We start from the raw sequence: 26,446 nt of genomic DNA, 5'->3' as shown, positions 1-26,446 counted from the left end.
CACAATTGTAGGCATTCTCGCTAGATTGTTCCTTTTGAAAGAAATACCTGCACTTTCGCGCGAATTCCTATTCATTTAGAATAACCCTTTGACCCAATCCACGATTCCACATAAAAAGTCCCATAGAAAGAAGCGCACTTCCGGATCTTGCTCGACAGTAGACGAAACTTGCTTTATGTTCGAACTATTAGAACCTTCTGGTCCAGTTGCTTCTACCGAACCTTCTTCGGATTGAGCTACCGCATCACCACTTCCAGCATCAATGAAACATAATGGAGGGAATAGTACACACCACCAATTCTGACCTCTTCCTTCACCAAGGGTAACTCGCAAAGCTTCATATTCACCTGCCGGGTATACCATACCTCCGTACATTTTGGTTGGGAAAGGAACTACGCCTAACTCCACGTTATAAGAATAGTTAATTCCTCGATTGCGCAACTCTCTACCCACTAATATATTCAAGTCTACTATATGATTCTGAATGGTTTCTCTCGCCTGATCCAGATCTTGCGGATCTTCCAACTCTGCCACCCAACCGTTCATCTCTGCAACAATGGCATCTCTAATTTCTCTTTTGACAAGTTGGTCACCCACCGAATCTGAATTGGCCAGAATGCGCAACCGAATAGATTCCTGCGGAATCGAACCTCCTACAATTGAAGCATCTGTACGCTGTCCATCCCATGACATCACAAGCATAAATAATATACTAAAAATAATAGCTGTATTCTTCAACAATAAGCGCAGTTCATCTGCTTTCTTCTCATTCCACTGTATCGCATTCCATTTCACAGCAGCCGGCCCCTCTCTATCAGTTCATACTTGTTAGCATGTCCGGATCTGATAGAGTCTAAACCTATGAATCTATTAAACGGGAAGGAATGGGTTGCAGCATTTAGGGAAAGTCAAACCAGAATACGACCAGCTGTGAAAAAAATGATTGGCGAAGCAGTCAAAGTTGCACGCAATCATACAAGCGGGGACAACCCGATTGCCGATCTATTCGCTGATGTTATGGAGGAGTAGCGCACATAGAAATACCCCTCCAAGTTCACTCGTTCCTTCATAACTAAGTATGAGGGTGCTTTGAGTGTCCACTTAAAGGGGTTCGTAATATAAACGCTGAACCGAAGGCTATTGTCCATTCTAGTATTGGAGTAGCCTTACGTTCTCTGCTTCGTAACATTAGAGTAACTCAACGGTTGAACCACCATTTCTTCTTCCGTATCCTGCCCATGAACTCGCACACTCATCACGATGCCAATGCTAGCCATATTAATAAGCAGTGATGTTCCCCCGTAACTTATGAATGGTAGTGTAATCCCAGTTAAAGGCATGATTCCAAGAAAAGCACCAATATTAACGAAAATTTGATATAACATCATGGCCACGACGCCCACAATGAGATAGGGTCCTGCACGATCCCTACATTCTAATGCGATCAGAATTATTCGATGAATCATTACAAAATATAATAGTAGCAACACCGATGCTCCAACGAAGCCAAATTCCTCGGCAATTTGCACAAAGATAGAATCAGAATACGTATAAGGTACACGTTCGGTTTGAACCGATGTCCCTTTCGCATACCCTTCTCCACTCATTCCTCCAGAAGCAATAGCAAGCTTGGCATTGTCTGTATGGTAACTAGCTTTAGCCGTTGCCTTCTCAGGAACAAGCCAAGGATCAAGTCTTTCCACCCAGTGAGCCTTATCAATGGACTCCAGTGATACTTTGATCTCGTCATGGTAATGAATGTATCCTTGAATGCCACCAATGAGAGCTCCAATCATGATGACTACACCAATCAAGGCATGAGAAAACTTGATGTTCCCAATCCACAGCAGACCAATGAGAATAACAATATAACTGAATGAATTTCCCAGATCGTTCTGTGCAATAACGATAATAAATGGAATGAAGGCTATCACACTAATTGGTACAACATTTCTCCAAAAGGATAACTTATTCTTATTAACACGAACAAGGACGTAGGTTAAAAAAATGATTAAACATAATTTGAAAAGCTCTGCCGGTTGCAATGAAAGATTATCTCCAATTTTGATCCATCCCGTTGCTCCGTTCGTCGTTTCACCTATATAACTCGCTACTCCAAGTAAAACCAAACCAAGTAAATAAATGACCCAGGCATATTTAATCAAAATTCTGTAATCAAAAAATACCAATATGATGAAGGCAACAAAAGAAATACCATAGAATATCAACATCTTCATGTGATGTCCATCTAAGCCGGTGCTAGTTCTTCCATTAGTTACGCTAAATAAAGACAAGATACTAATCACCATGAGGGCAATCAGGACAGCCACTATAATATAATCTATCTTTTTTAACTTCTGAAGCATGTGTCGCCCTCCTGTACTAAGGCTTCCCGCCCATTGTGCCCCAAAGTGCACTTCTTTCTATTGTATAGGATGTTCAGTACCTAATTCAATTGATTACTTGAACCAAATTCATGAATCATGAAAGAGGCGCACTACGGCGTCCTAAGTGAACAAGTTGTTTTGGTAGGCGGAATGCGAATGTAACAATACCCGTTAGTTGCATAAAGCGCACTTAAATTCGGCCAATCTCGCCTATCGCTACATTTAGTTGCACAGGGTACATCTAGATTACTCGAAAACCCTACTTTTCATGGATTCCCCTACTTCAAGTACCACTTTTGCAACTATTCTACGTATCCTCTACTTTTCCATCAAAATAAGTACAGTTTCTGCAGCTATTCCATTTTCAACTTTATATTAACTCCGAGTACATGCCGTTCAATTCCGGCAAGGTCAGGAACGATGATGATCTCATTCCAATGTCCCGATTGACGCAGCAACTCGGCAACTTCTTCAGCTTGTCCCATACCCAATTCAAAACCTATAAGCCGAGGCGGGGCGGCTAGCATCGCGATCTGCTCCATCATGATGCGGTAGGGCAGCAACCCATCCGCACCTCCATCCAGTGCGAGGCGCGGTTCGAAGTCGCGCACCTCACGCTGCAGACCGGCGATATCTTCAGCCGGTATATAGGGCGGGTTGGACACCAATATGTCCAACTTCATCCCGGCAAACGGCGCCAGCAGGTTGCCTTCGCGGAAGGCAACGGCTGCTGCATGCCGTGCCGCATTGCCCGCGGCTACGCGTAGCGCCGCGGGCGAGATGTCGCTGGCGTATACGCGCCAGCGAGGGGCATGCGCCGCGAGCGTCACGGCAATGGCACCGCTGCCGGTGCCGATGTCCGCGGCTACGAGCGGCGCGAGCTCGGCGGCCGCTGCTGGCGGCATCGCTGCCGTGAGCGAGGCGCCAGCAGCGGCGAGCGCGCCCAGCGCAGCGGGCGGCACGGCTGCCGTGGCAGCTACGCTGCCTGGCTGTGGCGCCGCCAACGTAGCGCGGCCAGGCCACAGCCGCTCGGCCTGCTGCAGGACGGCCTCGACTAGCAGCTCGGTCTCCGGTCGAGGGATCAGCACGGCCGGCGTCACTTCAAAGAGCAGGCCGTAGAATTCCTGCTCGCCCATGATGTATTGCGCGGGTTCACCTGCCGCTTTACGGGTGACCGCGTCTTCCCATGCAGTTATAGCAGCTGCAGGGAAGGGCTCTGGCAACGCCATGTAATAGGCGGTGCTAGACAAGCCCAGCACATGCTCCAGCAGAAGCTGGGCATTCCTTTGCGGCTCCATCACGCCGCAATTTATGAAAAAAGAGGAAGCCTCCGCGAAGGCTTCCCGTATACTGAGCTTTGGTGTCATGACAAATACGTCGTTGTTCAAAGCATTATTCCCCTTTATCCATCATTTCTGCCTGTTCAGCAATACTTAGAGCAGCAATAATATCTTCGATATCCCCATTCATGATCTGATCCAACTTATGAACGGTCAGTCCAATTCGGTGATCAGTTACCCGGCTCTGTGGGAAGTTATAAGTACGAATCCGCTCACTTCGATCCCCCGTACCCACTTTCCCCTTACGTTCACCAGCATACTTCGCTTCTTCTTCCTGACGCTTCGTATCTGATATACGGGTACGTAGTACTTTAAGAGCCGACTCTTTATTCTTGTTCTGCGATTTACCATCTTGGCAAGTTGCCACAATGCCCGTAGGGATGTGAGTCACACGTACAGCAGATTTCGTCGTATTAACGGATTGTCCACCCGCGCCACTAGAACAGAATGTATCTACACGAATATCTTTATCAAGAATTTCAATCTCAAAAGATTCCGCTTCTGGCAGTACTGCCACAGTCGATGTCGATGTATGAATCCGTCCACCCGACTCTGTCGTTGGGATGCGTTGCACACGATGTGCGCCACTTTCATATTTCATTTTGCTATATGCCCCACGACCGTTAATGGAGAAGATCACTTCTTTAAATCCGCCAAGATCATTGCTATTAACATCCATAATCTCTACTTGCCATCCCTGTGCATCCGCGTAACGAGTGTACATACGATAAAGATCAGCAGCAAACAAAGCCGCCTCATCTCCACCCGCAGCACCTCTAATTTCCACAATGACGTTCTTATCATCATTCGGATCTTTCGGTAATAGCAAGATACGAATATGACTATCTAACTCGACGTGCCGAGATGCTAATTCATCAATTTCCATCTTGACCATCTCACGCATGTCATCATCTAACTTCTCTGATTGCATCGCCTTCGCAGCATCTAGTTCTTCCGTCACGGTTCTATATTCAGTGAAAGCCTCAAACGCAGGCTGCAAATCCGATTGTTCTTTAGAATATTCCCGCAACTTTGCAGTATCACTTGCAACGTTAGGATCACAGAGCAGTTCGCTCAGCTTTTCATAGCGGTCCGCCAAGGATTGTAATTTGTCCAACATTGGGGGTCACCTCTCCTATTTAAAATACACCGATTATTATTTCGACTCTTTATTTTATCATAATTTTTAAAAAATAACTATATTTAATCACCCACTTACAAGATACCCTAATTAAGACATAATATATAAATTTCGTCCTTTAGTAAATGAGTATATATCGCTAGGATATGTCGTTAGGAAAATGGTTTAGTTGCAAAATGAATCATTACATCGGCCTTCTCCTTTCCACTTTTCATTATCTACACATCCAATATAAACAACAAATAAGCTTACCTAGCCCAAAGCCGGTAAGCTTATTCCTATCTATTCAGATCATTCACTACACGTTCTATACGTTGAAACGGAAATGCATAACGTCTCCATCTTTTACGATGTATTCCTTACCTTCAAGTCGAAGCTGGCCGCGCTCTTTAGCACCATTCATAGATCCTGCGGCAACAAGATCATCATACGATACTACCTCTGCACGAATAAATCCGCGTTCGAAATCGGTATGAATAACACCCGCTGCTTGTGGCGCTTTCGTCCCATTGATGATCGTCCATGCACGAACCTCTTGAACTCCTGCTGTGAAATACGTATACAAGCCTAGCAAGCGGTAAGCTGCTTTGATCAGAAGATTAAGACCAGACTCCGAAAGTCCTAGCTCTTCTAGGAACATCTCCTTATCTTCGCCATCCAGTTCGGCAATTTCCGATTCTACTTTAGCACTGATTGGCACAACTGCTGCGTTCTCTGCTGCTGCGAAATCCTTCACTTGCTGCACATACGGATTGTTGTCCGCATCCGCAACGCCATCTTCACTCACATTCGCTGCATACAGGACAGGCTTAAGTGTCAGCAAATGAAGATCGCGAATAATCGCTAGATCATCTTCACTAAGCTCAATACTACGCGCAGGCATATCGTTATAAAGTGCTTCTTTTACACGTTCAAGCACTTCAACTTCTAGCGCAACTTTCTTGTCACCGTTCTTAATGTTTTTACGAGAACGATCAATCTTCTTCTCAATACTTTCAAGATCGGCAAGAATAAGTTCCAGGTTAATCGTCTGGATATCGCTGACTGGATTTATTTTTCCATCCACATGCGTCACGTTCTCATCTTCAAAACATCTCACCACATGTACAATCGCATCCACTTCACGAATATGAGCTAGAAATTTATTACCCAACCCTTCGCCTTTGCTCGCACCACGCACTAATCCAGCAATATCAACAAATTCGAATGCCGTAGGCACCGTCTTGTTCGGCACAACTAACTCAGTCAACTTATCCAAACGCTCATCAGGTACTTCAACAACCCCAACGTTCGGATCGATCGTACAGAAAGGATAATTGGCAGCTTCTGCCCCTGCTTGTGTGATCGCATTAAACAACGTGGACTTTCCTACGTTCGGTAAACCGACGATTCCGGCTCTTAAAACCATTTATATGACAACTCCCATTTTAGGTGATAGATCTTACTATATTATACGGTTCAATCCTATCTATTATATATTAGAACACTTAACCCGGCAAGGATTACAGCATAGCCATCTATACGTGCGAGTAAATTTCTATATTCACAGCTACAATCTGCTCACACTTAGGTTCTTTTACCGTTAAATCGATTAAATATAAAAAAGACTGGTTCGTAGTTTCAGGTAAAAACGCTACCCGCTCACAGCGATATTCCAATTCATTATCGTCATAGTGTAACTTTGCAGAGATCCCATTCCCCGCTTGTAGCACAATTTCTCCATCCTTCTGAAGTACTGGCTCAATAAAAGTAACGAATCTTTCTGTAATCGAGACAGGCGTTCTAGCGAAGCTATATTCATCCTCTATACGAAGCGTATCGGTATGAAATCGACACCTTCGGGTCAATGATATGAGATTGTCCGTTTTGTACGCATTCGTTAAATCTAGAACTAAGACATCTCCTTCTTCAGAAGGAGCAATCTGAACCCATTGTGCCGCATATTGTTCTCCCTCCTGTTGACGGAGCCCTTCAATAATCGGGACGGAGTGCCCATGCGAACCATTATAGATCATGGAATAACGTTGATCACCGAAGTATTCCTTCGTGTACGTGCCGAGACCTGGATCAACAAAGATCGGTTGTTCTCCAGCATGGAGAATAAAGCTACCGATATCATTATGATTATGCGGTTCAGCATTATGGCCACCTTTTAAAGAGAAAGCGACGTTCGTACCGTTCCATTCACTACGACGAATGAAGATCTGCGCTTCTTCTAATACATAACAAGCTTCGGGTAGCTTATCTGTAACATAATCTTCTCTGCTCCACAGTAAATTACGAATACCATGAGAGAATCGGAAACAATGATCACCCCAAGGACCTGAATGGAACTCAAAGGGAGGTACATCGATTTCCTCAAAAAGAGATTTAAGATAATGAGTCAGACCGATCTGATACTGATATGTAAGAGGTGTGTCCGAATAACTGATTACGTAATTATCACTTAAATAACATTTCTGCTGAAACATCGCGATGGATTTGATCTTGTCATTATTGTGCATTAAGTCGATCTCTCCAGCAGTTCTCTGCTTCAACAGAACTGCGAAATAAACATAATATCCGAAACCATAGGCCCAGTATCCCACGCCTTCGCGACATGCCCCATCCGCTGCAAAGCCGTCTAAGAAACAATCCATAGTGTCCAACACTCGATGAAGCAGTGGCGCTAGCGTATCATCCTCTTGAATCAGGTACATCGCTGTCGCTCCAATAGACCCACCACATACCGCCGCCCAATTCATATCCGTCGTCTCCCACCAGCTTGATGGTTTGAGAGAAGCATAGGATTCTAATACTCGCTCCTTGATCTCCTTCACCACACGATGAACAACGATTTCTGATAAACGTTTCCCTAGTAAATGAATCACTTCGCTCAAAGAAAACGCTGTTTCAGTTGCAAATAAATCTAGCACCTCTCGATGTCCGCGTGCCTCATCATGTTTCAGCGATAGACTTCCGCCTAAGTGAGCAGGTAAACACCATGTATATTCATCACAAATAGCCCAAAGAACATCCTCTAAGGCGGCTATATACTTGTCATCCTCATCCAATAAGGATAGGAACACGAAGGCATCTAGCCTACGTCTTCGCTCGAAGTAAGCATTCTGGAATAATTCTCGGTCACCAGTTGTATCGAACATTTTGTACAATGAAAATGGAATGACAGGCATGGGCTCTTCTAGAAGACTCTCGCCAAGCTCACGAATTTCACAAATCATCTCAGAATAAAAGGAATCTGTGGAGATTCTACCCCAGGTTGCCTTGTTCCGCCCCTCTGAGAATAGAAGCTCTCCCCCATTCCCTCCAGCTATTTCCGTACCATATTGTAGCGCTTTCAACAATGACTTCATGATTTGCGTAAAGGACACTCGCGACTGTAGTCGTGAGGGGAATTCACGTTGCGTGTTCCCTTCTACGGATGAGTCTCGAATTCTTTACTTCCCTCCCTTCAAAGGATGTATTCACGAGTTAGCTACCCGGCCGATCTATTTCTAATACCACAATAAGTCGTCCTATCTTCCCTAGTGTATCAAATTCCTTAACTTCCGCCACATATGTGGATACAAATATTTATTTCCTTATATAAAGATAAACGGCTTCACCGTCCTTCTCTTATGCGAAGAAGGGCCGTTTGTCCAAAAATATAGGGGATAAAAGTAACGAAAACTTATACTCGAATTCAGTCATCTTCCATTCCGTTCTTCCTAGCACAAGATCGGAAGGAAACTCTTCCCCTCTACGCAAGTACATCTCTCGTCCTTCTTCATTCTCGTATACCCCTTCCACTTCGACCGTTTCCTTCGACATTGGAAGCATTTCTTCATCTTTACTGCTCATAACCTGGATGTCCCCCGGAGTGTGAATTAGTGAATATTACGCTTCTTTAATATATTCCAAATTAACTCACGTTATCCAAACCAAAGGAATCCCCCCCTAGGTCTTCACAGAGATATTGCAATAGTTGCAAAAAGCACATCTAAATCCGACCAATTACCTCTAACGCTAATTTTAGTTGCACAGAGTACATCTAGATTACTCAAAACCTGGCTTTTCATCGTTATCGCCAATTTTAACTGTAGGTAGTGCAACTATTCCTCGCTAACACATCTTTTCCACTAATTTAAGTGCAGTTTACACATCTATTCCACTATGCGGGGATCACGGAGTACCTAGCTCAGGGAAGTCCCTGGATTCGACAGTTGCTCGACTACGACACTCATTGGTGCTTTCCGCATCTATCACAGCACCTTCACAGCACCTTCACAGCATCTTCCTGCACTATCCTTCACCTTCCTAGCATCTTACTAGCATCTTACTAGCATCTTCCTAGCACCTTCCTGCATCTTACTACTAATTCACCCGCACTAAGCGCTGTGTTGAACGGAGTGCTGAAATATCCGCGACGCCAATGCCGAACATCGCTGTCCGTAGCTCCAACTCCACCCTCGCGAGGGTCGCGTCCAACGCTTCCTCGGACTCCACAGCGGCCGCCAACAAGCTGCGACCGAACCCCGCGAGATCGGCGCCAAGCGCTAATGCTTTAGCGGCATCCACACCGCTATTCAATCCGCCGCTGCCAATCAATCCTCCGTGCGGGGACACCTCTCGCACCTCCGTGATGCATTCCGCGGTGGGTATTCCCCACCCCGCAAAGGCATCCGCTGCCGCGCGCCGAACCTCGTCGCGGTTGCGGAACTTCTCGACTTGGCTCCACGAGGTGCCACCAGCACCTGCCACGTCTATGAATGCAACACCCGCATTATACAATCTCGACGCAGTCTCACCATCGATGCCCCAACCTACTTCTTTCACACCTACAGGGACAGTAAGTTCGCGACATACCTTCTCGATTTGTGATAATAATCCGCTGAAGTTCAGATTGCCTTCAGGCTGAAAAACCTCTTGCAGTCCGTTTAGATGCAATACCAGCATGTCCGCACCCGCAATCTCTACAGCACGCAAACAATGATCAGATCCAAATCCATAATTCAACTGTACCGCTCCCAGATTAGCAATGATAGGAATATTCGGTGCCTTATCTCTAACACGAAAGGTGTATGCTAAATCTTCTTGCTCCACCGCAGCACGAATCGATCCGACTCCAAGCGCCCAACCACGTCGCTCAGCAACCTCAGCCAGGCGTGCGTTAATAGCTCCCGTCGTCTCGCTTCCTCCAGTCATAGAGCTGATCAATAGCGGTGTGCGTAGCGAAGCTCCTAAGAAGGTTGACTTGATATTTATATCATCATAATTAATCTCTGGTAGCGCACAATGCTTGAAACGATATCGTTCGAAGCCTGCTGTTATACCGCTTGCATTTACTTCTTCTTCTAAGCATAAGCGTACATGTTCTATTTTGCGTTCACCCGTTGGTACTTCAGGCATTAAAGAGTTTATTGATTTATTTATCATCATGATTTCTCCTCCTTCATCCGCTATAAAGGTTGTCCAAAAAGGTCAACTTTTGTGAACTCCCTAGAGCAATGGTGACATTAAACGAGCAGCAGATTCTAGAATCCGCTCCCATACTTTCTTGCCTTTCAATTGTTCTGAGCTCATTAAATTAGCTGTTAATAGATCACGCTCAAAGTCGGCAACCATCTTCTGAACACTAGATGTCTTTACGAGAAGAGCATTCACTTCAAAATTTAAATTCAGGCTACGCATGTCCATGTTCGCCGTTCCTATAGTCGCTACTTCACCGTCGACGATCAACAGTTTAGAATGGAGGAACCCTTTCTCATACTCGTAGATCTTCACCCCAACTTCCATCAACGTTGGGAAATAGGAATGTGAAGCGAAGAACGGAACCCATTTGTCAGGTTTAGCAGGAAATAAAATTCTAACATCCACGCCACCTAGAGCAGCTACTCTCAGTGCCGTTAATATATCGTCATCCGGTATAAAATACGGAGTCGCTAACCATACACTCTTCTCCGCTGAAGTGATCATGGAGAAGAAGAGATTTCGAAGTACACGTCTCTCATTATCTGGACCACTCGCAATCATCTGAACAACACCATCATTCCCGCTAGTCAGTGTTGGTGACAAATACTCTTGCTCAAGGAATCGTTCTCCTGTCATATAAAGCCAGTCCCGCAAGAAAATAATTTGAAGTGTTCTAACCGCTTCTCCCTTAACAAGCATATGTGTATCTCGCCAGAATCCGTAAGTCTTACTTCTGCTTAGATACTCATCCCCCACGTTCAGCCCACCGATCAAGCCCACGCCCCCATCTATCACAACAATCTTGCGGTGATTTCGGAAATTCACGCGGCTAGAGAAGAAATTCGTCTTGACACTACCGAAAGCAACCAGCTTCACACCAGCCTCTTCCATCTCCTTCAAGAAGGTTTTGGGAATCTGAATGCTACCCACTGCATCATACATAAATCGTACCGCAACACCCAGCTTCGCTTTATTGATCAGGATTTGTTGAATTTGCGTTCCGATATCATCTGCTCGAAAAATATAATATTCCATATGTATATGATGTTTGGCATTCTCAAGCTCGGTAAGCAAAGTTGAGAAGGTCTGTTGCCCATTCGTAAGAATCGTTGTTTCTGTAGAGAAAGAGATTGGAGTGCGTGCCAACCGTTGGGATAATTTCAGAAAATGTTGCTGACGCGTTGTAAATTTCGAAAGATCTTGATGAATTCGAAGTTCCTCATTCTCGATTCTTTCGTATGCTTCCATATCACGTAGCGCCTTTTTGTCGTACTTCCGACGGTTGAAGAAGTTCTGTCCGAACAAGAAATAGAATATTAAGCCCACAATAGGCACTAATGCAAGTAACAAAATCCAGGACATCGTTGTCGAAGGATTCCGATTCTCCATAGAGATCATGAAACATAGAGAAATAACCGTTAGGGTTGAGAACACACTAACAATCGTTCCCGCAGTCCTCCCTACAACACCAAATCCAAAATAATAAAATGCGAATACAATTGCTGAAATTAATACAACTTGCAACCCGCGTCTCATATATTTCCTCACCTTTTCCATTCCCATTTGGATTAAACATATAACAATATCGATAACATATACCCTTAACTATTGTACATGATGCTTCCCATATTTGCCTATCTAGATGAATAGTAGATGAGAATGCTCGGCAGTGGACTTAGTGTTAGCGTATTCGGAGATCGCTTAGAGGATATTAAGCCAGTGTCCGATGAGATCCTGAGACTTGTACAAAAAGATACGACACATTTTGAATAGACAAAGTCTAGTCTATCCACTTGCTATGATCAATACACGATTGTAGCTGATCAGCAGAAGTTAAGTTCACTAGGTCTTACGGCTGGGCAGATCACTATGAAGCTAAGCCCTGTTCGTGAGCGTCCGGTTCTAACTGAAATTGAAGTTGAGAACAAAACCTATAAAGTTTATATTGAAACTGATAGCTCTGTAAGTTATCGTACCTATAGTGTATGAATTACTAATAAAATTCAGCAAACCTAAAGTACTTAATTAAGATACCCATAATGACTATTGCATCAACAATAGGACGTACACCCATTTACTTCTGAAATGGGCGTATGTCCTTTTTCTTATAGTATGGGAAAGAGGAATAGCAGTGGAAATATAAGAAATATAGTATCGAGTGAAACTTATACTTTCCTATATACCAAAAAAGCCGACTCCTGTTCACGCTTGAGGAATCAGCTTAAAGCTATCTTCATATATTTAATGGTCAAAGATGCCTTCTCAAGCAACTTCTACTAGGCAAGTTCCTCTCTCCATACATGCAACATCGCCATATCATACGGTATAAAGTCTTTCAGAATACTTCCAATAGCGGTATACATCGGACTTTGTGCTAGACACATTAAATCTTCACCGAAGGTTGGAATCCACTTCACTAGATGTTCCTCTAAGAACTGAATCTGATCATCAATTAATTCTAGTTGTGCCGTCCTGATTCGTCGATCATCTGATGCTCGTTCAGCAAGAATAGCCATGTACTCAAGCTCAAGCGAAATATTATCGTCCTGTTCATGGTTCAATTTATTGAATGCAATACCTGACTGAACGTAAATCTCACGAACGTCAGCAGTACAGTCCACATCCTTCTCACTCAGCCTACTCACATAATCACTTTCACATAGCGATGGGAATATGGGACGCATACAGTGAAATAAACGTTGGTACTCTGCCTTCTCCAATTCACAAACCTTAGCAAGTTGACCTGGCATAATATCGGATAAGTAACTCTTCAACAGTTGACCGCCTTCTGTTAACAGAATTTCCTCCCTAGTAACTATATGCTGTCTCCATTGTGCAACGAGTGACAAGTTTGGCGGACTCCCCAAGAAATCTATAAGCAATTGATATACCCAGCCTCTACCTTGCTTCCAGCGTACACATTCCTCAGTATCCTTAACAAGTTCCATGGTTAGTAACACAGAGTTCAACCCCCTTTATGTCCTAGCAATGAGTCGAGACGATACAATAAACATCATATATTTGTTCTTTTAAAGGTAGCGCTTTCTTATATATTCATAATACATCAAATGTTAGATATCTCATGTGACATTCTTCACGATATTATAACCATTTCTTTTTACTAGGAGAACCAACTAAGTCACCTTTTTTCAAAGATGGACCCGTCTCGAGGGATATATAAGGAATATCGTATTCTGTGAAACTTATACTTTTTTATATTTCGCAAAAAAAATGACTTCCATCAGCGATGGAAATCATATCAATTGAAATTCCGGCATACGATTACTAGGGGGAATCGTCACCTTATAAATATATAATAACTTATTTTGTAAGCGCTTACCAGTCCTTTTTATTTCTTTCCCTCCTTTTTTGCACTAAATGATGAATTTATGCTGATATGGAAATTTGTTGGTTTGAATCCCTTTTCAACACATGTTAAAGTGGAATGGTTGATCTAAACACCATAAATAACCATTAACAATTCGTATTTAGGATGATCTTTGGTTAAGCCAAGTATAATAGGGCTCAACTATTCCTCCTATGGAAAGGAATGTACATATTGAATGAACCCATAGAAACCAAATCTTCCTTAACGTCACTTAGACTTTTCAATTTCTTCCTATATGGCTCCATGGTGCTCTTTACTAGCTTTTTCCAACTTTATCTTCATGATGTCGGCATGACGAAATTTGAAATTGGTAGTCTAATGGCTCTCGGGCCCTTCGTCTCTTTGTTTGCTAATCCCTTTTGGAGAAGCTGGGGTGACCGCTTGCATAATATGAGACGTATTATCGTCATTATGATGAGTGGAAGCGTGTTGCTGATACAGTTTGTTTTTCAAGCTGATAGCTATCCTATGGTGTATTTAACAATGACCTTATTCTTTTTCTTTCAGACACCTCTCTTCTCTCATAGTAACAGTCTTATACTAGGATATATTCAGGATACACCTCATAAATTTGGTAGTTTCCGCATATGGGGGTCTATCGGTTGGGCAGTAACCGCCATTGCAGCAGGACAAATCCTTGACTCGACGGGGATATCACGAGTATCAACCCTATTTACTGCTCTTCTTATCTTGACCATTGGGATGGTAATGCTTCTTCCACCCTTGCATCGTTCTTCCTACACTCCAAAGTTAAATCTTAAAGGATTTGCAGCGATCATGACTAATCCATACTTTCTTTTCTTTATCCTTTTGGGTGTTCTAGTATCTGTTCCGAATGCTATGAATAATACATTTATGTCATTATATATAACGGAAATTGGTGGATCTAAACGAATTGTTGGATTAGCAGTATTCCTGTCTTCTTTGTTTGAAATGGGGATGTTCTTCTTGTTTGATCGTTTCATGAAACGTAAAATATCATGGCTATTCGGTTGCCTTGCCTTAGTAAGTCTGCTTTTCAGTCTGCGTTGGCTTCTCATGGCTGAGGCTACAGTTCCGTTAGAAGTCGCTGCCATTCAGATTCTGCACTGTGTGACATTCGGTGGATTCTTCTACGTGGGTACCCAGCTTACGATGCTGTTGATCCCTCGTCCTTTTCGTGCAACGGGCCAAGCCGTATATACTCTCTCATGGAGTGGTCTCTCAGGCGTGATTGGTGGATTTGTTGGAGGGTGGTTATTTCAAAGCTTTGGTGCAGAAGCCATGTATAAGACGGGTATGCTATTCTCCTTAATCGGCGCCGCTGGCTTTGCGCAGATCTGGTCACTCATTCGAAAACATGGTTATAAATTACCTGGTACAACTCACGAAGGGGAACCTGACGAGGATCCACTCTATTAGAGGAAGTTCAAAAGGGCATCTTTTGATCACGAGGTTAGTGAGAGGCGTATTCAACATCGAATATTGAATTCAGCCGGTCATTCTTAGTCAATAAACAAGCCCGCAGATACATCACTGCGGGCTTGTTTATACTTGTTAAGTTGTTGTCTTTATTTCGTTATTGGAAATGAACTTTTGAGTGAAACGACGCGATTAAATACCGGATGTCCTGGCGTCGAGTACTTAGAGTCTACGTTAAAGTATCCATGTCGGAAAAATTGGAACTTATCCTGAGCAACTACATCTCTCATACCAGGTTCTATATAGCCTTGGATAATTTCCATCGAATTCGGATTGATTTGATCAAGGAACGTCTTCTCTTGGGTCTCATCAATAGATTCTTCCGCTTCCTCATCCAATATAAGCGGCTCATACAAACGGAATTCAGCAGGAACAGCTTGAGTGGCCTCGACCCAATGGATCGTTCCCTTCACTTTGCGTCCAGTAAATCCACTTCCGCTCTTCGTCTCAACATCGTAGGTACAATGAATTTCGACAACATGACCTTCTTCATCCTTAATTACTTCATTGCATTTAATGAAATAGGCATTCTTTAATCTAACTTCATTACCAGGAAATAATCGGAAGTATTTGTTCGGTGGATTCTCCATGAAGTCCTCTTGCTCAATATATATTTCCCGAGAGAATGGAATTTGACGATTACCCATTTCAGGATTCTCGCTATTATTCTCCGCTTCCAGTAGCTCTACTTGATCCTCTGGATAGTTGGTAATTACGACTTTGAGTGGATTCAATACTGCCATCGTACGTGGTGCTTTCAGCTTCAGATCTTCGCGGACAAAATGCTCCATCATTTGTCGATCTACGACACCTTGGCTCTTAGAGATACCCGTCTCATAAATAAAGCTACGGATCGCCTCAGGAGTGTATCCCAGACGACGCAAGCCCGAGATCGTCGGCATCCGTGGATCGTCCCAGCCATCCACATGATGCTGATCTACAAGTAACTTCAGCTTCCGTTTACTCGTTAGAGTCTGCCCCACGTTCAGACGACCGAATTCGTATTGATGAGGAATATTCGGCATTTCACATTCTGTTACAACCCAATCATAGAAAGGACGTTGATCTTCAAATTCCAACGAACAAAGGGAGTGTGTTATAGCTTCAATAGCATCTTCTAATGGATGAGCGAAAGTATACATCGGATAGATACACCATTTATCCCCTGTATTATGATGATGAGTGTGAGAAATACGGTAGATCACCGGATCACGCAAGTTTATATTAGGTGACGACATATCAATTTTGGCACGTAATACTTTTGCACCATCACTAAATTCGCCTGCGCGCATCCCTTCAAACATAGCCAAATTCTCTTCCACACTACGATCGCGATAAGGACTATTACTCCCAGGTTCCGTCAATGTTCCACGAGTCTCCCGAATTTGATCGGCACTGAGATCATCAATGTAGGCTTTGCCTTTCTTGATCAAGATGACTGCACGATCATACATCTCATCGAAATAGTCTGAGGCGAAACGTAACTCGTCCCACTCATATCCGAGCCACTTCACATCTTCCTGAATGGATTTCACATATTCTGTATCCTCTTTAATCGGGTTGGTATCATCGAATCGTAGATTCGTCTTCCCGCCAAACTCAGCTGCTAAAGTAAAGCTAATCCAGATCGCTTTAGCATGTCCGATATGTAAATACCCGTTAGGTTCTGGTGGAAAACGCGTCAAAATTTCCTTCACCTTACCGGATTTCAGATCATCCGTAATAATAGTCTTAATAAAATTGGGAGGTGTACTTGGGTTCTCCATTACAATCAACCTTTCATCCTTGAGTTTTCTGTCTCGTCCTTTATACACTAGCTTCATACAAATATACCTGTTATATGCGTATTGTTCAATCATGACACCTTGATACATTCCTTGAAAGCATATGCTAAGAGCGGTCGAATTCATTCTTCGATCACGAAGTATTGACTTCCTATTACAATAGGTACCCCATCAGAATATCATCTACATACCTTCCGCCCACATGGAATTCGTTAACAAGCCGACCTTCTCTAACAAATCCACATTTATCATAAAACTCCAAAGCAGCCGAATTAGAAGCCAGAACTCGCAAACTAAGCTTCTTCATCCCCTGTTCAGTTGCCCATTCCTTTACCGTTTCCATCAGCCTTGTTCCAACTCCCCCATGCTGATATTGTGGGTGAACGGCTATATTAATCTCATATACATGGCGATTACTTTTAATCAATGTGGGATAGCGAAAGCCAACATAACCACAAAGTCTTTGATCAATGAAGGCTACAAACTGCGAACCAGGTTGGCAATGTCGTAGGAAGTCCTCGCGAGAAGTCCAATTTAATGGTTCCGGAGAGCTATAATCATCCCATACAACAGCGTCTAAATCCATAATCTGCTGCGCATCTTTCATTTCTGAAAGGCGGATCGTTAACATTTGTTCATTAAGCTTCATCTTTTTCACCTCTTTTCAAAACCTTACTTCCGAAACTAGACCGCTACTGGCCAGCATCTCAAAATTATTATCGTTGATTCTATCATAAGTCCCCTGCATTTATTGTGCAAAGTCTAAAACAAGTACCATATCTACAACTATTTCATCGCCGTCACTATCCTCGCTAACGTCAACATCGATCATTCAGTATCCGTCTCAGACGAATTATAAGAAATAGGGTATCCAATCTCTTCTATTTAAATAAAAGAACTACAGTATAAGCTCAATTTCATACTGTAGTCCTTTTATTATGTGTTCCCTAAGCATGCTTACGCAGTGCATTTACTTGTGAAGATTGAACTTTATGTGCTACTGGGACTACTTGAGGATCACGTAGATAGGCCACCCAATACGCAAGAGCAACGAAAATTGCCCCACCGGTTAAATTACCTAGCCACACAGGAACGAAATTCATTACATATTCTCCCCAAGAATAGTAACCTGCAAAGATAGCCGCCGGGATCAGGAACATATTCGCGACAACGTGTTGAAAGCCTATAGCCACAAAAGCCATCGTCGGGAACCAAATTCCCATGATTTTCCCACTCATACTATCCGCTCCATAGGACAGCCATACAGCTAATGCCACTAACCAGTTACAACCGATCCCCGAAACAAATGCCTGAAGGAATGTCACGTCTAACTTGTGCCCTGCCATTTCCACCACTTTCTCTAAATACATGCCCGTTTCCGTTAAACCAACGATATGTCCGAAGAAGTAAGCAACGAATACAGCTCCTATAAAGTTACTCAATGTGATCAATATAAGGTTCTTAAATGTCTCTCTTGTAGAAATCTTCTTCGCTATACGCGCTAAAGGCACTGCCATCATATTCCCCGTTAGTAATTCCCCACCAGCTAAAAGTACAAGTATGAGTCCTACAGGAAACACCGCTGCTCCAATCAAATTAGAAAGAGAACTCCATTCTTCTGAAGTTCCTGCAGTAACACGAATATCCAGTAAATATCCTAGCGCAATAAAGGCGCCTCCCAAGAAACCAAGAACAAGTACCGTCGAAAGTCGATTATGTGCCTTCTTCGTCCCGCTCTCTACTGTTACTTCAGCAATTTGCTGAGGTTTATAATAGGTCATGATCCTATCCCCTATTCCTTTTGATGTTAAAGTGATATATCAAGTCCATTAGTTAAAATTTAAAATGAAAATAAGTTAATGATAAATGATTTGTTAATCATATCATTTCTGAAATACCATTAAAATGATCTAAGTTACAGAAAATTATGAAACTTGCATTCGCAGGGTTCGTTCCATCTTTTTCATCTATATTTATAACTGTCTATTGTAAGGAAAAAAATGGGATGCACTATGCGTGAAAAAAAATCACGGGATCCCTTATATATTCACGTATTTTCCATATTTAAATTTACTTAAATTTGTGATATATCTAATAGTTACTACTCATAAGCCATGATTAAATAGGAGTTAATGATATTTCATAATTATAGAGGAGAGAATACGTCATGAAGACAAAAAACCGCTGGTTAATTGCCTGCTCTGCAATTGCCATACATTTATCCATTGGTTCTACTTATGCCTACAGTGTATTTAAAAATCCGCTGTCTGAAAAATTAGGTTGGGAAGGGACACAGGTTGCCTTCTCATTTACAATTGCCATATTCTTCTTAGGTTTATCTGCTGCAACCTTTGGTCAATTTGTTGAAAAGAAGGGCCCAAAAGTGTCAGCCATGCTCGCAGCTTGTTTATTCACTGCAGGTCTGATTGGTAGTGGAATTGCAATATCTGCTGGATCTCTAATCGGATTCTATTTGACCTATGGAGTACTTGGCGGAATGGGATTAGGGATTGGGTATATCTCTCCCGTGTCTACCTTAGTTAAATGGTTCCCAGATAGAAGAGGATTAGCTACAGGTATGGCTGTTATGGGTTTTGGAGCAGGCGCCTTAATTGCAAGTCCTGTTGCAGCTAAATTAATCGTGTCGGTAGGTCTTTCTAACACTTTCTTTATCTTGGGGGCATGTTACGCCGTCCTTATGTTCTTAGGAGCATCTTACATTAGTAAGCCACCAGAAGGCTGGATGCCAGATTCAATGAAACAAGCAGTAAAGGAAAAGCCGATTGTCGTCAAACAGGATCTAGCTCAATTGACAGCAACGGAATCGATCAAGACTTCTCGCTTTTGGTTACTATGGTTTATGATGTTCGTTAATATATCAGCAGGTATTATGCTTATATCCGTCGCTTCTCCTATGGCTCAGAATAAAGTGAGTATGACACCCATCGCAGCTGCTGCAATGGTTGGAATTATGGGGTTATTTAACGGTGGAGGCCGAATTGCATGGGCCGCACTTTCCGACTATTTAGGCCGATCAAACATATTTGTAGCATTCTTTGCAGTTCAACTTATTGCATTTCTCATTCTTCCTAACGTATCCAATCAGTTCGCCTTTGAAGCCTTAATATTCCTGATCATTACTATGTATGGCGGTGGATTCTCCATGCTACCTGCCTTTATCGGTGATCTGTTCGGAACGAAGCAACTGAGTGCAATACATGGTTATCTTCTCACTGCCTGGTCTATGGCTGGAATTGCAGGACCGCTAGTTGTAGCTTATATTTTCGACACAACGAACAGCTATAATCAAGCCTTCTATATATTTGCAATCATGCTAGGTTTTGCTCTATTCGCTTCAATAGCAATGAAATTAAATATTCATAAAATCCAAGCCGGTAAACTAGATCAACCGAAACAAACGACTAAGGCATCTGCCTAATAACCGAACGGATAACGAATATATAAAAAAGCGCCCTGGTGATAGTAAATGACCAGGGCGCTTTTGTTTGACTACGTACTTTGCTATACGTCGTAGTTAACAATATAGTGTTGCATGTCTGAATTATAATGACCCACGCTGTATTCAATTAACCTGCCATTGGCATCGTAGGAATAACGTAGACGTTTGAGCATCGCTGTTCCTGCTGGAACAGACAGCCATTCTTCTATCTCAGCGGTTGCAGCTGCAACAGTGAAATGATCTCCTTCTCAAAAGCGTGTCGATGACTGCCGTAGCTACAAGCGGTATCTGCTGCAATAGCGTTAGGGCGAACGTGATGACCATTCGCATGAAACGAGTCGACTAGCCACACATTGCGGTTGTCCCCCCACAGACCCATTTGTCTGGCTTGAGCCAAAATATGATGATGGCAGGCCAATAATAACTCAGAGCCCATCCGTTCTCGGTCAAGTCCAATCGCGCTATGGTCAAACCCAATAAACCGGACAGGAAGGCCTAAGAAACGTTTGTTAAACAAATCGCCAATGAAACGCTCTTTCATCTCCCGGTCAGAAAGATTGTAATAACGGTGCGCAAATGCGATCGGCAAAGCTGAAATCGAGCAGTTGTTCCGCGTGACTCCATCTGGAATGAACAGGCAAAACCGAATACACCTCAATATCTCCAAATGAGAGCTGCTCAACCAGCTGTAATTAATCGACAGTCTCATAAGTACATCTAAAATCAACCCACTCCCTCTTAAGCTAACTTTAGTTGCATGGAGTACATCTAAAATCAACCCAATCCCTTTGATGCTAACTTTAGGTGCATGGAGTACATCTAAATTACTGGAAACTCCACTTTTCAGCGTTATCGCCATTTTTAACTGTCCTTTTTACAACTAATTCTCCCTTTTCCTACTCTCCCTACTAATTAAGTGCACTTTATGCATCTATTTGAGCCTCAGCTTCACTACCTTCATGCGTGAAGCATTATTCGTCCCTCTATGTCTATCCCACTGAATGACATCCAGAATTTAAGATCTTTCATGGAGTATGGATCGAATTTGATGGATGTGATATCGGCTATGCAAGTCATTTCAACACTTTATATAGACTTTTAAAAATCATAAAAGGTAGAGCGGGATGTGCTCCAAAATACTTATACTTTCTAAGTATGTTTAACAAAAAAACAGTAAGCCAAGGGCAATCCCTTTGACTTACTGTTTTTAAAAATATCAACCTTTTCATATCATTCTTAGACTAAAGCAGTATCTTTCTGAGCGATAGCAGGCAATGCCTGTAAACCTGCGGTGTTCAAGAAATTCCAAGGCTTGTTATAATGCGGTTGGAAGAAGAAATCAATAAATCCAAGCTGATCAATGGTCATTCGGTTCTGGATGCATACCGAGATCGTATTAATCGATTGTGTCAGATCTACCTTCGACATCAGTTGGGCACCTAGAATACGACGCGAATCTTTTTCAAATACAACCTTCAAGGTTACATTCTCTGCATCAGGCATGAAATCCGGACGGTATTGATCGGTAATGGTCACCGTCTCTACTTGCAAGCCTTCTTCTTTGGCAGCTAATTCCGTCAACCCAGTAGCAGCGATGTTATCTTCATAAATTTTAATACCCGATGTACCCTGCGTTCCCATATAAGGAATGGTCTGTGCCATCAAGTTGCGAGCAACGAGCGTCCCCATCCGTACAGCATTCGTAGCTAGTGGTATATAGGCACTCTTACCAGTTGGGTTGTAACGAATCGCACAACTATCTCCCGCGGCGTAGACGTCCTTCTTGCTCGTCTGCATATAGTCATCAACGATGATCGCGCCGTTTGGAAGCATATCCACTTGCCCTTTCAGCAACTCCGTATTTGGACGGAAGCCTATGCACAGGATGACAAGGTCTGTCTCATACTCCCCTTGCGTTGTAATAACTTTATTCACATGACCATTCTTTCCTTCAAAAGCAGTCACCGTCTGGTTCAATGCAAGCTTGATGCCTTTATTCTGGAATGTCTCTTGAATAGCATCTGTGAATTCAGGATCCAAATATTTGTTAAGAATACGGTCGACACCGTCAATCAATGTCACTTCTTTACCATTCATTTGAAAAGCTTCTACGAGCTCGACTCCAATATAACCTGCACCGACAACCGTTATACGTTTAGCTTGACTTGCTTTTTCGATAATCGTATTCGAGTGGTTATAGTTTTTACAAAGTAATATATTGTCCAACTCAATTCCTTCAAGCTTCGGAATAATCGGCCATGATCCCGTCGTCATAATTAATTTATCGTAAGTATCTTCAAATTGTTCACCACTGACCAAGTTGAGTACTGTGAGTTTCTTATTATCCGTATCTATACCTGTCACTTCATGACGCATATTTGTGTTGACTCCAAGCGTGGCTAATTGATCTGGGGAAGAGTAGAACAGTCCATGTGGATCTTTCACGACACCACCTACATATAACGCTATTCCACACGACAAGAAAGATATATTATCATTACGCTCATATACGGTAATTTCAGCTTCTGGGTATAATTGAGCGGTGTTTACAATGGCTGCGGTTCCGGCATGTGTACATCCTACGACGACTACTTTCATTATTTATTCCTCCTCCAAAATGGGGTGATCTATTTTTTATGTTGTGAAATGTTTCACTTGATACTCCTTATTATAGTGTGATATTTTTCACATTGCAATAGAGTTTGATAAAGTTTTCACATTGTTCACATTTTCGACTTTACCACAACCACACCTTTTGCAGGATTAAAATAGAGGATTCCTTGTTCCAATGCGCCTTACCAGTGATTATTGTCATATCCAGAGTGTGAAACGTCTTTCACAGCAAACGCCTTTTATATAACGGATTGTTAAGCCATGAGCGACCGGATTTGAGCATCTGTTATGTTATTAACCTATACTCTAGAATTTGCTTTAGGCTCGAAACTTATGCATGGCTTACCTGATGAGGACAAAACCGTCTGGCTGGGCATACTATTCGTTTTAAATCCGAATGCTCTGCACCCTTTAGGGTATTGAGGATCCCATGTAACATAGAAATGCTGACATTTCATACAATTGATACGTTCATTCTCAGTCATTTAAATTCTCCATTTTGTAAGATGAATCTATTATACCACTAGGTACAACGGAGCCTATTATACAAGCGGTTAATTGGGTACAATTAACATAGAATATAATTAGAGGGGAAGTAGATTATATGAAAATCAAATACCATGGACATTCATGCGTTCAAATTTTTACAGGGGGAAAATCCCTAATTATTGATCCATTCCTACGTGGCAACGAAATGGCCGTTACAACACCAGAAGAGATTAAGACCGATGCCGTGTTATTAACACATGCACATATGGATCATATTCTAGACGCAGAACCGATTGCCAAAGCAAATGATATTCCAGTGGTGGCTAATGTAGAACTCGCAACGTATATGTCCTGGAAAGGTGTACGAACGATTGATATGAACATTGGAGGTACCATTGATCTAGGATTTGCTAAAGCAAAAATGATTCAAGCTTTTCACAGTTCAGGTATCGTATTAGATGACGAACAACGGATTATGTATGCAGGAATGCCAGGTGGCTATATTATATCCGCAGAAGGCCTTACGATTCTTCATGCAGGCGACACGAGTCTCTTCGGGGATATGCGAATGTTCGGGGAACGTTATGACATTGATGTGGTCTTTATCCCCATCGGAGATAGATATACTATGGGTGTTGAAGACGCTCTACAAGCTGCGGAGTGGTATAACGCCAAGATGACGGTACCTATCCATTACAATACCTTCCCGCTTATTCAGCAGGATTCTCACGCATTCGTTGATTTACTTAAGGGTAAAGGATTACGCGGACAAGTTCTTACTCCTGGTGAACAAATTGAGGTTTCGAGCAACGGTAATCTATTGTAGGGCCTATGTCCCTACCTCCCGCCCCCTCACTTCACTAGCCGTCACCAATAGTTGTCAATTGTACACCTAAATTTGGTGAAATCCCGCTAATGTTAATTTTAGTTGCATGGAGTACATTTAATTACTGGAAAACTATCACTTATCACCATTTCCCTTATTCTAAATGTACTTTTGCAACTACTCCTCTCTAACCCATCTTTACCTCTGAAATAAGTGCTCTTTCTGCAACTACTCCATCCTCATCTGTCTATCTGGAATTTGAGATCACGAATATGACTTATACTTTCTCGTATATGATAAGAAAAAAGGCTTATATCCCCAGGCACTTCCTAGGATATAAACCTTTCATTTATGAAACAGATTGATTACCAAGTCCTGTCGTATCTGGCTTGACAACCCATCATATACTAATCTCAGAACAATCCGTTAATAACACCCTGCTCATCCAAGGCGATCTGCTCAGCTGCAGGTGACTTAGGTAGGCCTGGCATGGTCACGATGTTCCCCGTATGAACGACGACAAACCCTGCTCCGGCTGATAAGGAGATATCTCTAATATGGATCGTAAACCCTTCAGGTGCTCCCAGTAAGCGCGGCTGATCCGAGAAGGAATACGGTGTCTTCGCCATACATACAGGTAAGTTCCCGTACCCCAGTCGATCTATCTCCGCAAGACCCCGCTGAGCGGCTGGTGAGTAAGAAACATCTTGTCCACGATAGATCTCCTTCACCACCTTCTCAATCTTCGCACGAATATTTAATTCCAGTTCATATAGTGGTGCAAAGGTCGTCATCTCACGGTCCAGAATCTCAACCAACTTCTCCGCTAACTTCCGTCCACCTACACTTCCTTCTGCCCATACCGTGGAGGTCTCTACCATTACCCCAAGCTTGCAACAACGCTCCTTCACTAGTTCTATTTCCTCGGATGTATCTTCTGCATATTGATTAATAGCAACCATGACAGGAACTCCGAATTTGCTAAGGTTCTCGATATGTCTCTCCATATTGACTAGCCCTAACTTGAGCGCATCTGAATTTGCATAGTCTAACTCTCTATTCGGAACTCCGCCATTATACTTAAGTGCCTTCACTGTAACGACAAGTACTGCTGCTGCCGGAGCAAGACCCGCTTGACGACATTTGATATCAAAAAACTTCTCAGCACCTAGATCAGCTCCAAATCCAGCCTCTGTTACAATAATTCGGGCTAACTTCAAAGCTAATCGGGTTCCGACTACGCTGCTACAACCATGAGCTATATTGGCAAAAGGTCCCCCATGCACCATCACCGGAGTGCCCTCTAATGTCTGCACAAGATTCGGCTTAATCGCTTCCTTGAGCAGAACGACCATCGCTTCGACCGCTCCCAACTGATCCGCTGTCACAGCCTCTCCCTCTTCGTTATAACCAATTAACATTCTACCGAGTCTACCCCTAAGATCAGACAAATCTTCACTCAGACAAAGAATGGCCATCACTTCCGAAGCCGTCGTAATAAGAAAACCAGCTTCTCTCGCATTTCCGTTCCCGCTTCCAAGCCCAGTCACGATACTACGTAAGCTCCGATCATTCATATCCATCGCTCGTTTCCAAACAATCCGCCCTGGATTCAAGCGGAGGACATTCCCATGAAACAGGTGATTATCAATCATCGCGGACAACAAATTATGCGCCGATGTCACAGCATGAATATCCCCTGTGAAATGAAGATTGATATCATCTGCTGGGACGATCTGGGCTTTGCCACTCCCCGTTGCTCCACCCTTCATTCCAAAACATGGACCGAGCGAAGGCTCTCTAAGCGAAGCGATCGTTGGCTCTCCTATCGCATTCAATGCCTGTGTTAGTCCTATCGTAGTTAATGTCTTTCCTTCACCTGCAGGTGTCGGATTCATAGCAGTCACAAGGACTAACTTACCATCTGAGCGATTCTTTACTTCTTCCCAAAGTGAGGGGTTTATTTTACATTTATATTTACCGTATAGTTCCAGATGGTCTTCTGCAATACCCATAGCTTGGGCAACTTCAATAATAGGCTTCATGCTGTTTTCGTAACCTCCAATAATCATTTCACTCATATATTTGATAAATCACATAACCATT

General features: G+C 42.9%; 21 protein-coding genes. 4 read left to right on the top strand and 17 right to left on the bottom strand.

Going from position 1 to position 26,446, the window contains the following annotated elements; translation table 11 throughout:
• Window positions 1–75: 75 nt before the first annotated feature.
• Complete coding sequence (gene spoIIR, locus AC1TO8_RS15495; RefSeq protein ID WP_482056658.1) at window positions 76–750, bottom strand: stage II sporulation protein R; 675 nt, start codon at window positions 748–750, stop codon at window positions 76–78.
• A gap of 111 nt (window positions 751–861) precedes the next feature.
• Between spoIIR and AC1TO8_RS15490 the strand changes: the two genes are divergently transcribed.
• Window positions 862–1,029 carry a hypothetical protein gene (locus tag AC1TO8_RS15490; RefSeq protein ID WP_482056529.1) on the top strand — a complete coding sequence of 56 codons (168 nt, stop codon included), beginning with the start codon at window positions 862–864 and terminating at the stop codon, window positions 1,027–1,029.
• A gap of 137 nt (window positions 1,030–1,166) precedes the next feature.
• Here the strand turns inward: AC1TO8_RS15490 and AC1TO8_RS15485 are convergent, their stop codons facing one another.
• The 9 genes from AC1TO8_RS15485 to AC1TO8_RS15445 form a co-directional block, all read right to left on the bottom strand.
• A complete protein-coding gene (locus tag AC1TO8_RS15485; RefSeq protein WP_482056528.1) occupies window positions 1,167–2,366 on the bottom strand; it encodes an FtsW/RodA/SpoVE family cell cycle protein in 1,200 nt (399 codons plus the stop codon).
• Between the two features lie 374 nt (window positions 2,367–2,740).
• Window positions 2,741–3,775: a HemK/PrmC family methyltransferase gene (locus AC1TO8_RS15480; protein WP_482056527.1), complete on the bottom strand. Its 1,035-nt coding sequence runs from the start codon at window positions 3,773–3,775 to the stop codon at window positions 2,741–2,743.
• Between the two features lie 4 nt (window positions 3,776–3,779).
• Window positions 3,780–4,847: a peptide chain release factor 1 gene (prfA, locus tag AC1TO8_RS15475; protein WP_482056526.1), complete on the bottom strand. Its 1,068-nt coding sequence runs from the start codon at window positions 4,845–4,847 to the stop codon at window positions 3,780–3,782.
• Window positions 4,848–5,175: 328 nt separating this feature from the next.
• Window positions 5,176–6,276, bottom strand: coding sequence for a redox-regulated ATPase YchF (gene ychF, locus AC1TO8_RS15470; RefSeq protein ID WP_482056525.1), 1,101 nt, complete (start codon window positions 6,274–6,276; stop codon window positions 5,176–5,178).
• Between the two features lie 109 nt (window positions 6,277–6,385).
• Entirely contained in the window at window positions 6,386–8,221 is a 1,836-nt protein-coding gene (locus tag AC1TO8_RS15465) for a heparinase II/III domain-containing protein (protein ID WP_482056524.1), read from the bottom strand.
• A 262-nt stretch (window positions 8,222–8,483) separates the two neighbouring features.
• Window positions 8,484–8,708 carry a hypothetical protein gene (locus tag AC1TO8_RS15460; RefSeq protein ID WP_482056523.1) on the bottom strand — a complete coding sequence of 75 codons (225 nt, stop codon included), beginning with the start codon at window positions 8,706–8,708 and terminating at the stop codon, window positions 8,484–8,486.
• Window positions 8,709–9,221: 513 nt separating this feature from the next.
• Window positions 9,222–10,286, bottom strand: a complete 1,065-nt coding sequence (gene fni, locus AC1TO8_RS15455) for a type 2 isopentenyl-diphosphate Delta-isomerase (protein WP_482056522.1) — start codon at window positions 10,284–10,286, stop codon at window positions 9,222–9,224.
• A 60-nt stretch (window positions 10,287–10,346) separates the two neighbouring features.
• Complete coding sequence (gene cls, locus AC1TO8_RS15450; RefSeq protein WP_482056521.1) at window positions 10,347–11,855, bottom strand: cardiolipin synthase; 1,509 nt, start codon at window positions 11,853–11,855, stop codon at window positions 10,347–10,349.
• 740 nt (window positions 11,856–12,595) lie between these two features.
• Window positions 12,596–13,279 carry a TorD/DmsD family molecular chaperone gene (locus AC1TO8_RS15445; protein WP_482056520.1) on the bottom strand — a complete coding sequence of 228 codons (684 nt, stop codon included), beginning with the start codon at window positions 13,277–13,279 and terminating at the stop codon, window positions 12,596–12,598.
• 590 nt (window positions 13,280–13,869) lie between these two features.
• On the opposite strand from AC1TO8_RS15445, the gene AC1TO8_RS15440 reads away from it, so the two are divergent.
• Window positions 13,870–15,108, top strand: a complete 1,239-nt coding sequence (locus tag AC1TO8_RS15440) for an MFS transporter (RefSeq protein WP_482056519.1) — start codon at window positions 13,870–13,872, stop codon at window positions 15,106–15,108.
• Window positions 15,109–15,257: 149 nt separating this feature from the next.
• On the opposite strand, the gene AC1TO8_RS15435 is transcribed toward AC1TO8_RS15440, so the two are convergent.
• The 3 genes from AC1TO8_RS15435 to AC1TO8_RS15425 form a co-directional block, all read right to left on the bottom strand.
• Complete coding sequence (locus AC1TO8_RS15435) at window positions 15,258–16,934, bottom strand: glutamine--tRNA ligase/YqeY domain fusion protein (RefSeq protein WP_482056657.1); 1,677 nt, start codon at window positions 16,932–16,934, stop codon at window positions 15,258–15,260.
• 172 nt (window positions 16,935–17,106) lie between these two features.
• Window positions 17,107–17,601, bottom strand: coding sequence for an N-acetyltransferase family protein (locus AC1TO8_RS15430; RefSeq protein WP_482056518.1), 495 nt, complete (start codon window positions 17,599–17,601; stop codon window positions 17,107–17,109).
• A gap of 298 nt (window positions 17,602–17,899) precedes the next feature.
• The gene (locus AC1TO8_RS15425; protein ID WP_482056517.1) at window positions 17,900–18,733 is read right to left on the bottom strand and encodes a formate/nitrite transporter family protein; all 834 of its coding nucleotides are present in this window, start codon (window positions 18,731–18,733) and stop codon (window positions 17,900–17,902) included.
• A gap of 386 nt (window positions 18,734–19,119) precedes the next feature.
• On the opposite strand from AC1TO8_RS15425, the gene AC1TO8_RS15420 reads away from it, so the two are divergent.
• Window positions 19,120–20,391 (top strand): L-lactate MFS transporter, encoded by a 1,272-nt coding sequence (locus AC1TO8_RS15420; RefSeq protein WP_482056516.1) that lies wholly within the window; start codon window positions 19,120–19,122, stop codon window positions 20,389–20,391.
• Between the two features lie 83 nt (window positions 20,392–20,474).
• On the opposite strand, the gene AC1TO8_RS15415 is transcribed toward AC1TO8_RS15420, so the two are convergent.
• The 3 genes from AC1TO8_RS15415 to AC1TO8_RS15405 form a co-directional block, all read right to left on the bottom strand.
• Window positions 20,475–20,609, bottom strand: coding sequence for a UTRA domain-containing protein (locus AC1TO8_RS15415; protein ID WP_482056656.1), 135 nt, complete (start codon window positions 20,607–20,609; stop codon window positions 20,475–20,477).
• An 8-nt stretch (window positions 20,610–20,617) separates the two neighbouring features.
• A complete protein-coding gene (locus AC1TO8_RS15410) occupies window positions 20,618–21,271 on the bottom strand; it encodes a hypothetical protein (RefSeq protein ID WP_482056515.1) in 654 nt (217 codons plus the stop codon).
• Between the two features lie 377 nt (window positions 21,272–21,648).
• Window positions 21,649–23,010 carry an FAD-dependent oxidoreductase gene (locus AC1TO8_RS15405; RefSeq protein WP_482056514.1) on the bottom strand — a complete coding sequence of 454 codons (1,362 nt, stop codon included), beginning with the start codon at window positions 23,008–23,010 and terminating at the stop codon, window positions 21,649–21,651.
• Window positions 23,011–23,629: 619 nt separating this feature from the next.
• Here AC1TO8_RS15405 and AC1TO8_RS15400 point away from each other — a divergent pair.
• The gene (locus tag AC1TO8_RS15400) at window positions 23,630–24,340 is read left to right on the top strand and encodes a metal-dependent hydrolase (protein WP_482056513.1); all 711 of its coding nucleotides are present in this window, start codon (window positions 23,630–23,632) and stop codon (window positions 24,338–24,340) included.
• A gap of 413 nt (window positions 24,341–24,753) precedes the next feature.
• On the opposite strand, the gene AC1TO8_RS15395 is transcribed toward AC1TO8_RS15400, so the two are convergent.
• Window positions 24,754–26,385, bottom strand: coding sequence for a formate--tetrahydrofolate ligase (locus AC1TO8_RS15395; protein WP_482056512.1), 1,632 nt, complete (start codon window positions 26,383–26,385; stop codon window positions 24,754–24,756).
• Window positions 26,386–26,446: the final 61 nt, after the last annotated feature.

This window comes from Paenibacillus sp. Y859 (genome assembly GCF_056786405.1).
The sequence above is the reverse complement of the archived record's forward strand: the minus strand, read 5'-3'. Positions and strand labels throughout refer to the sequence as shown.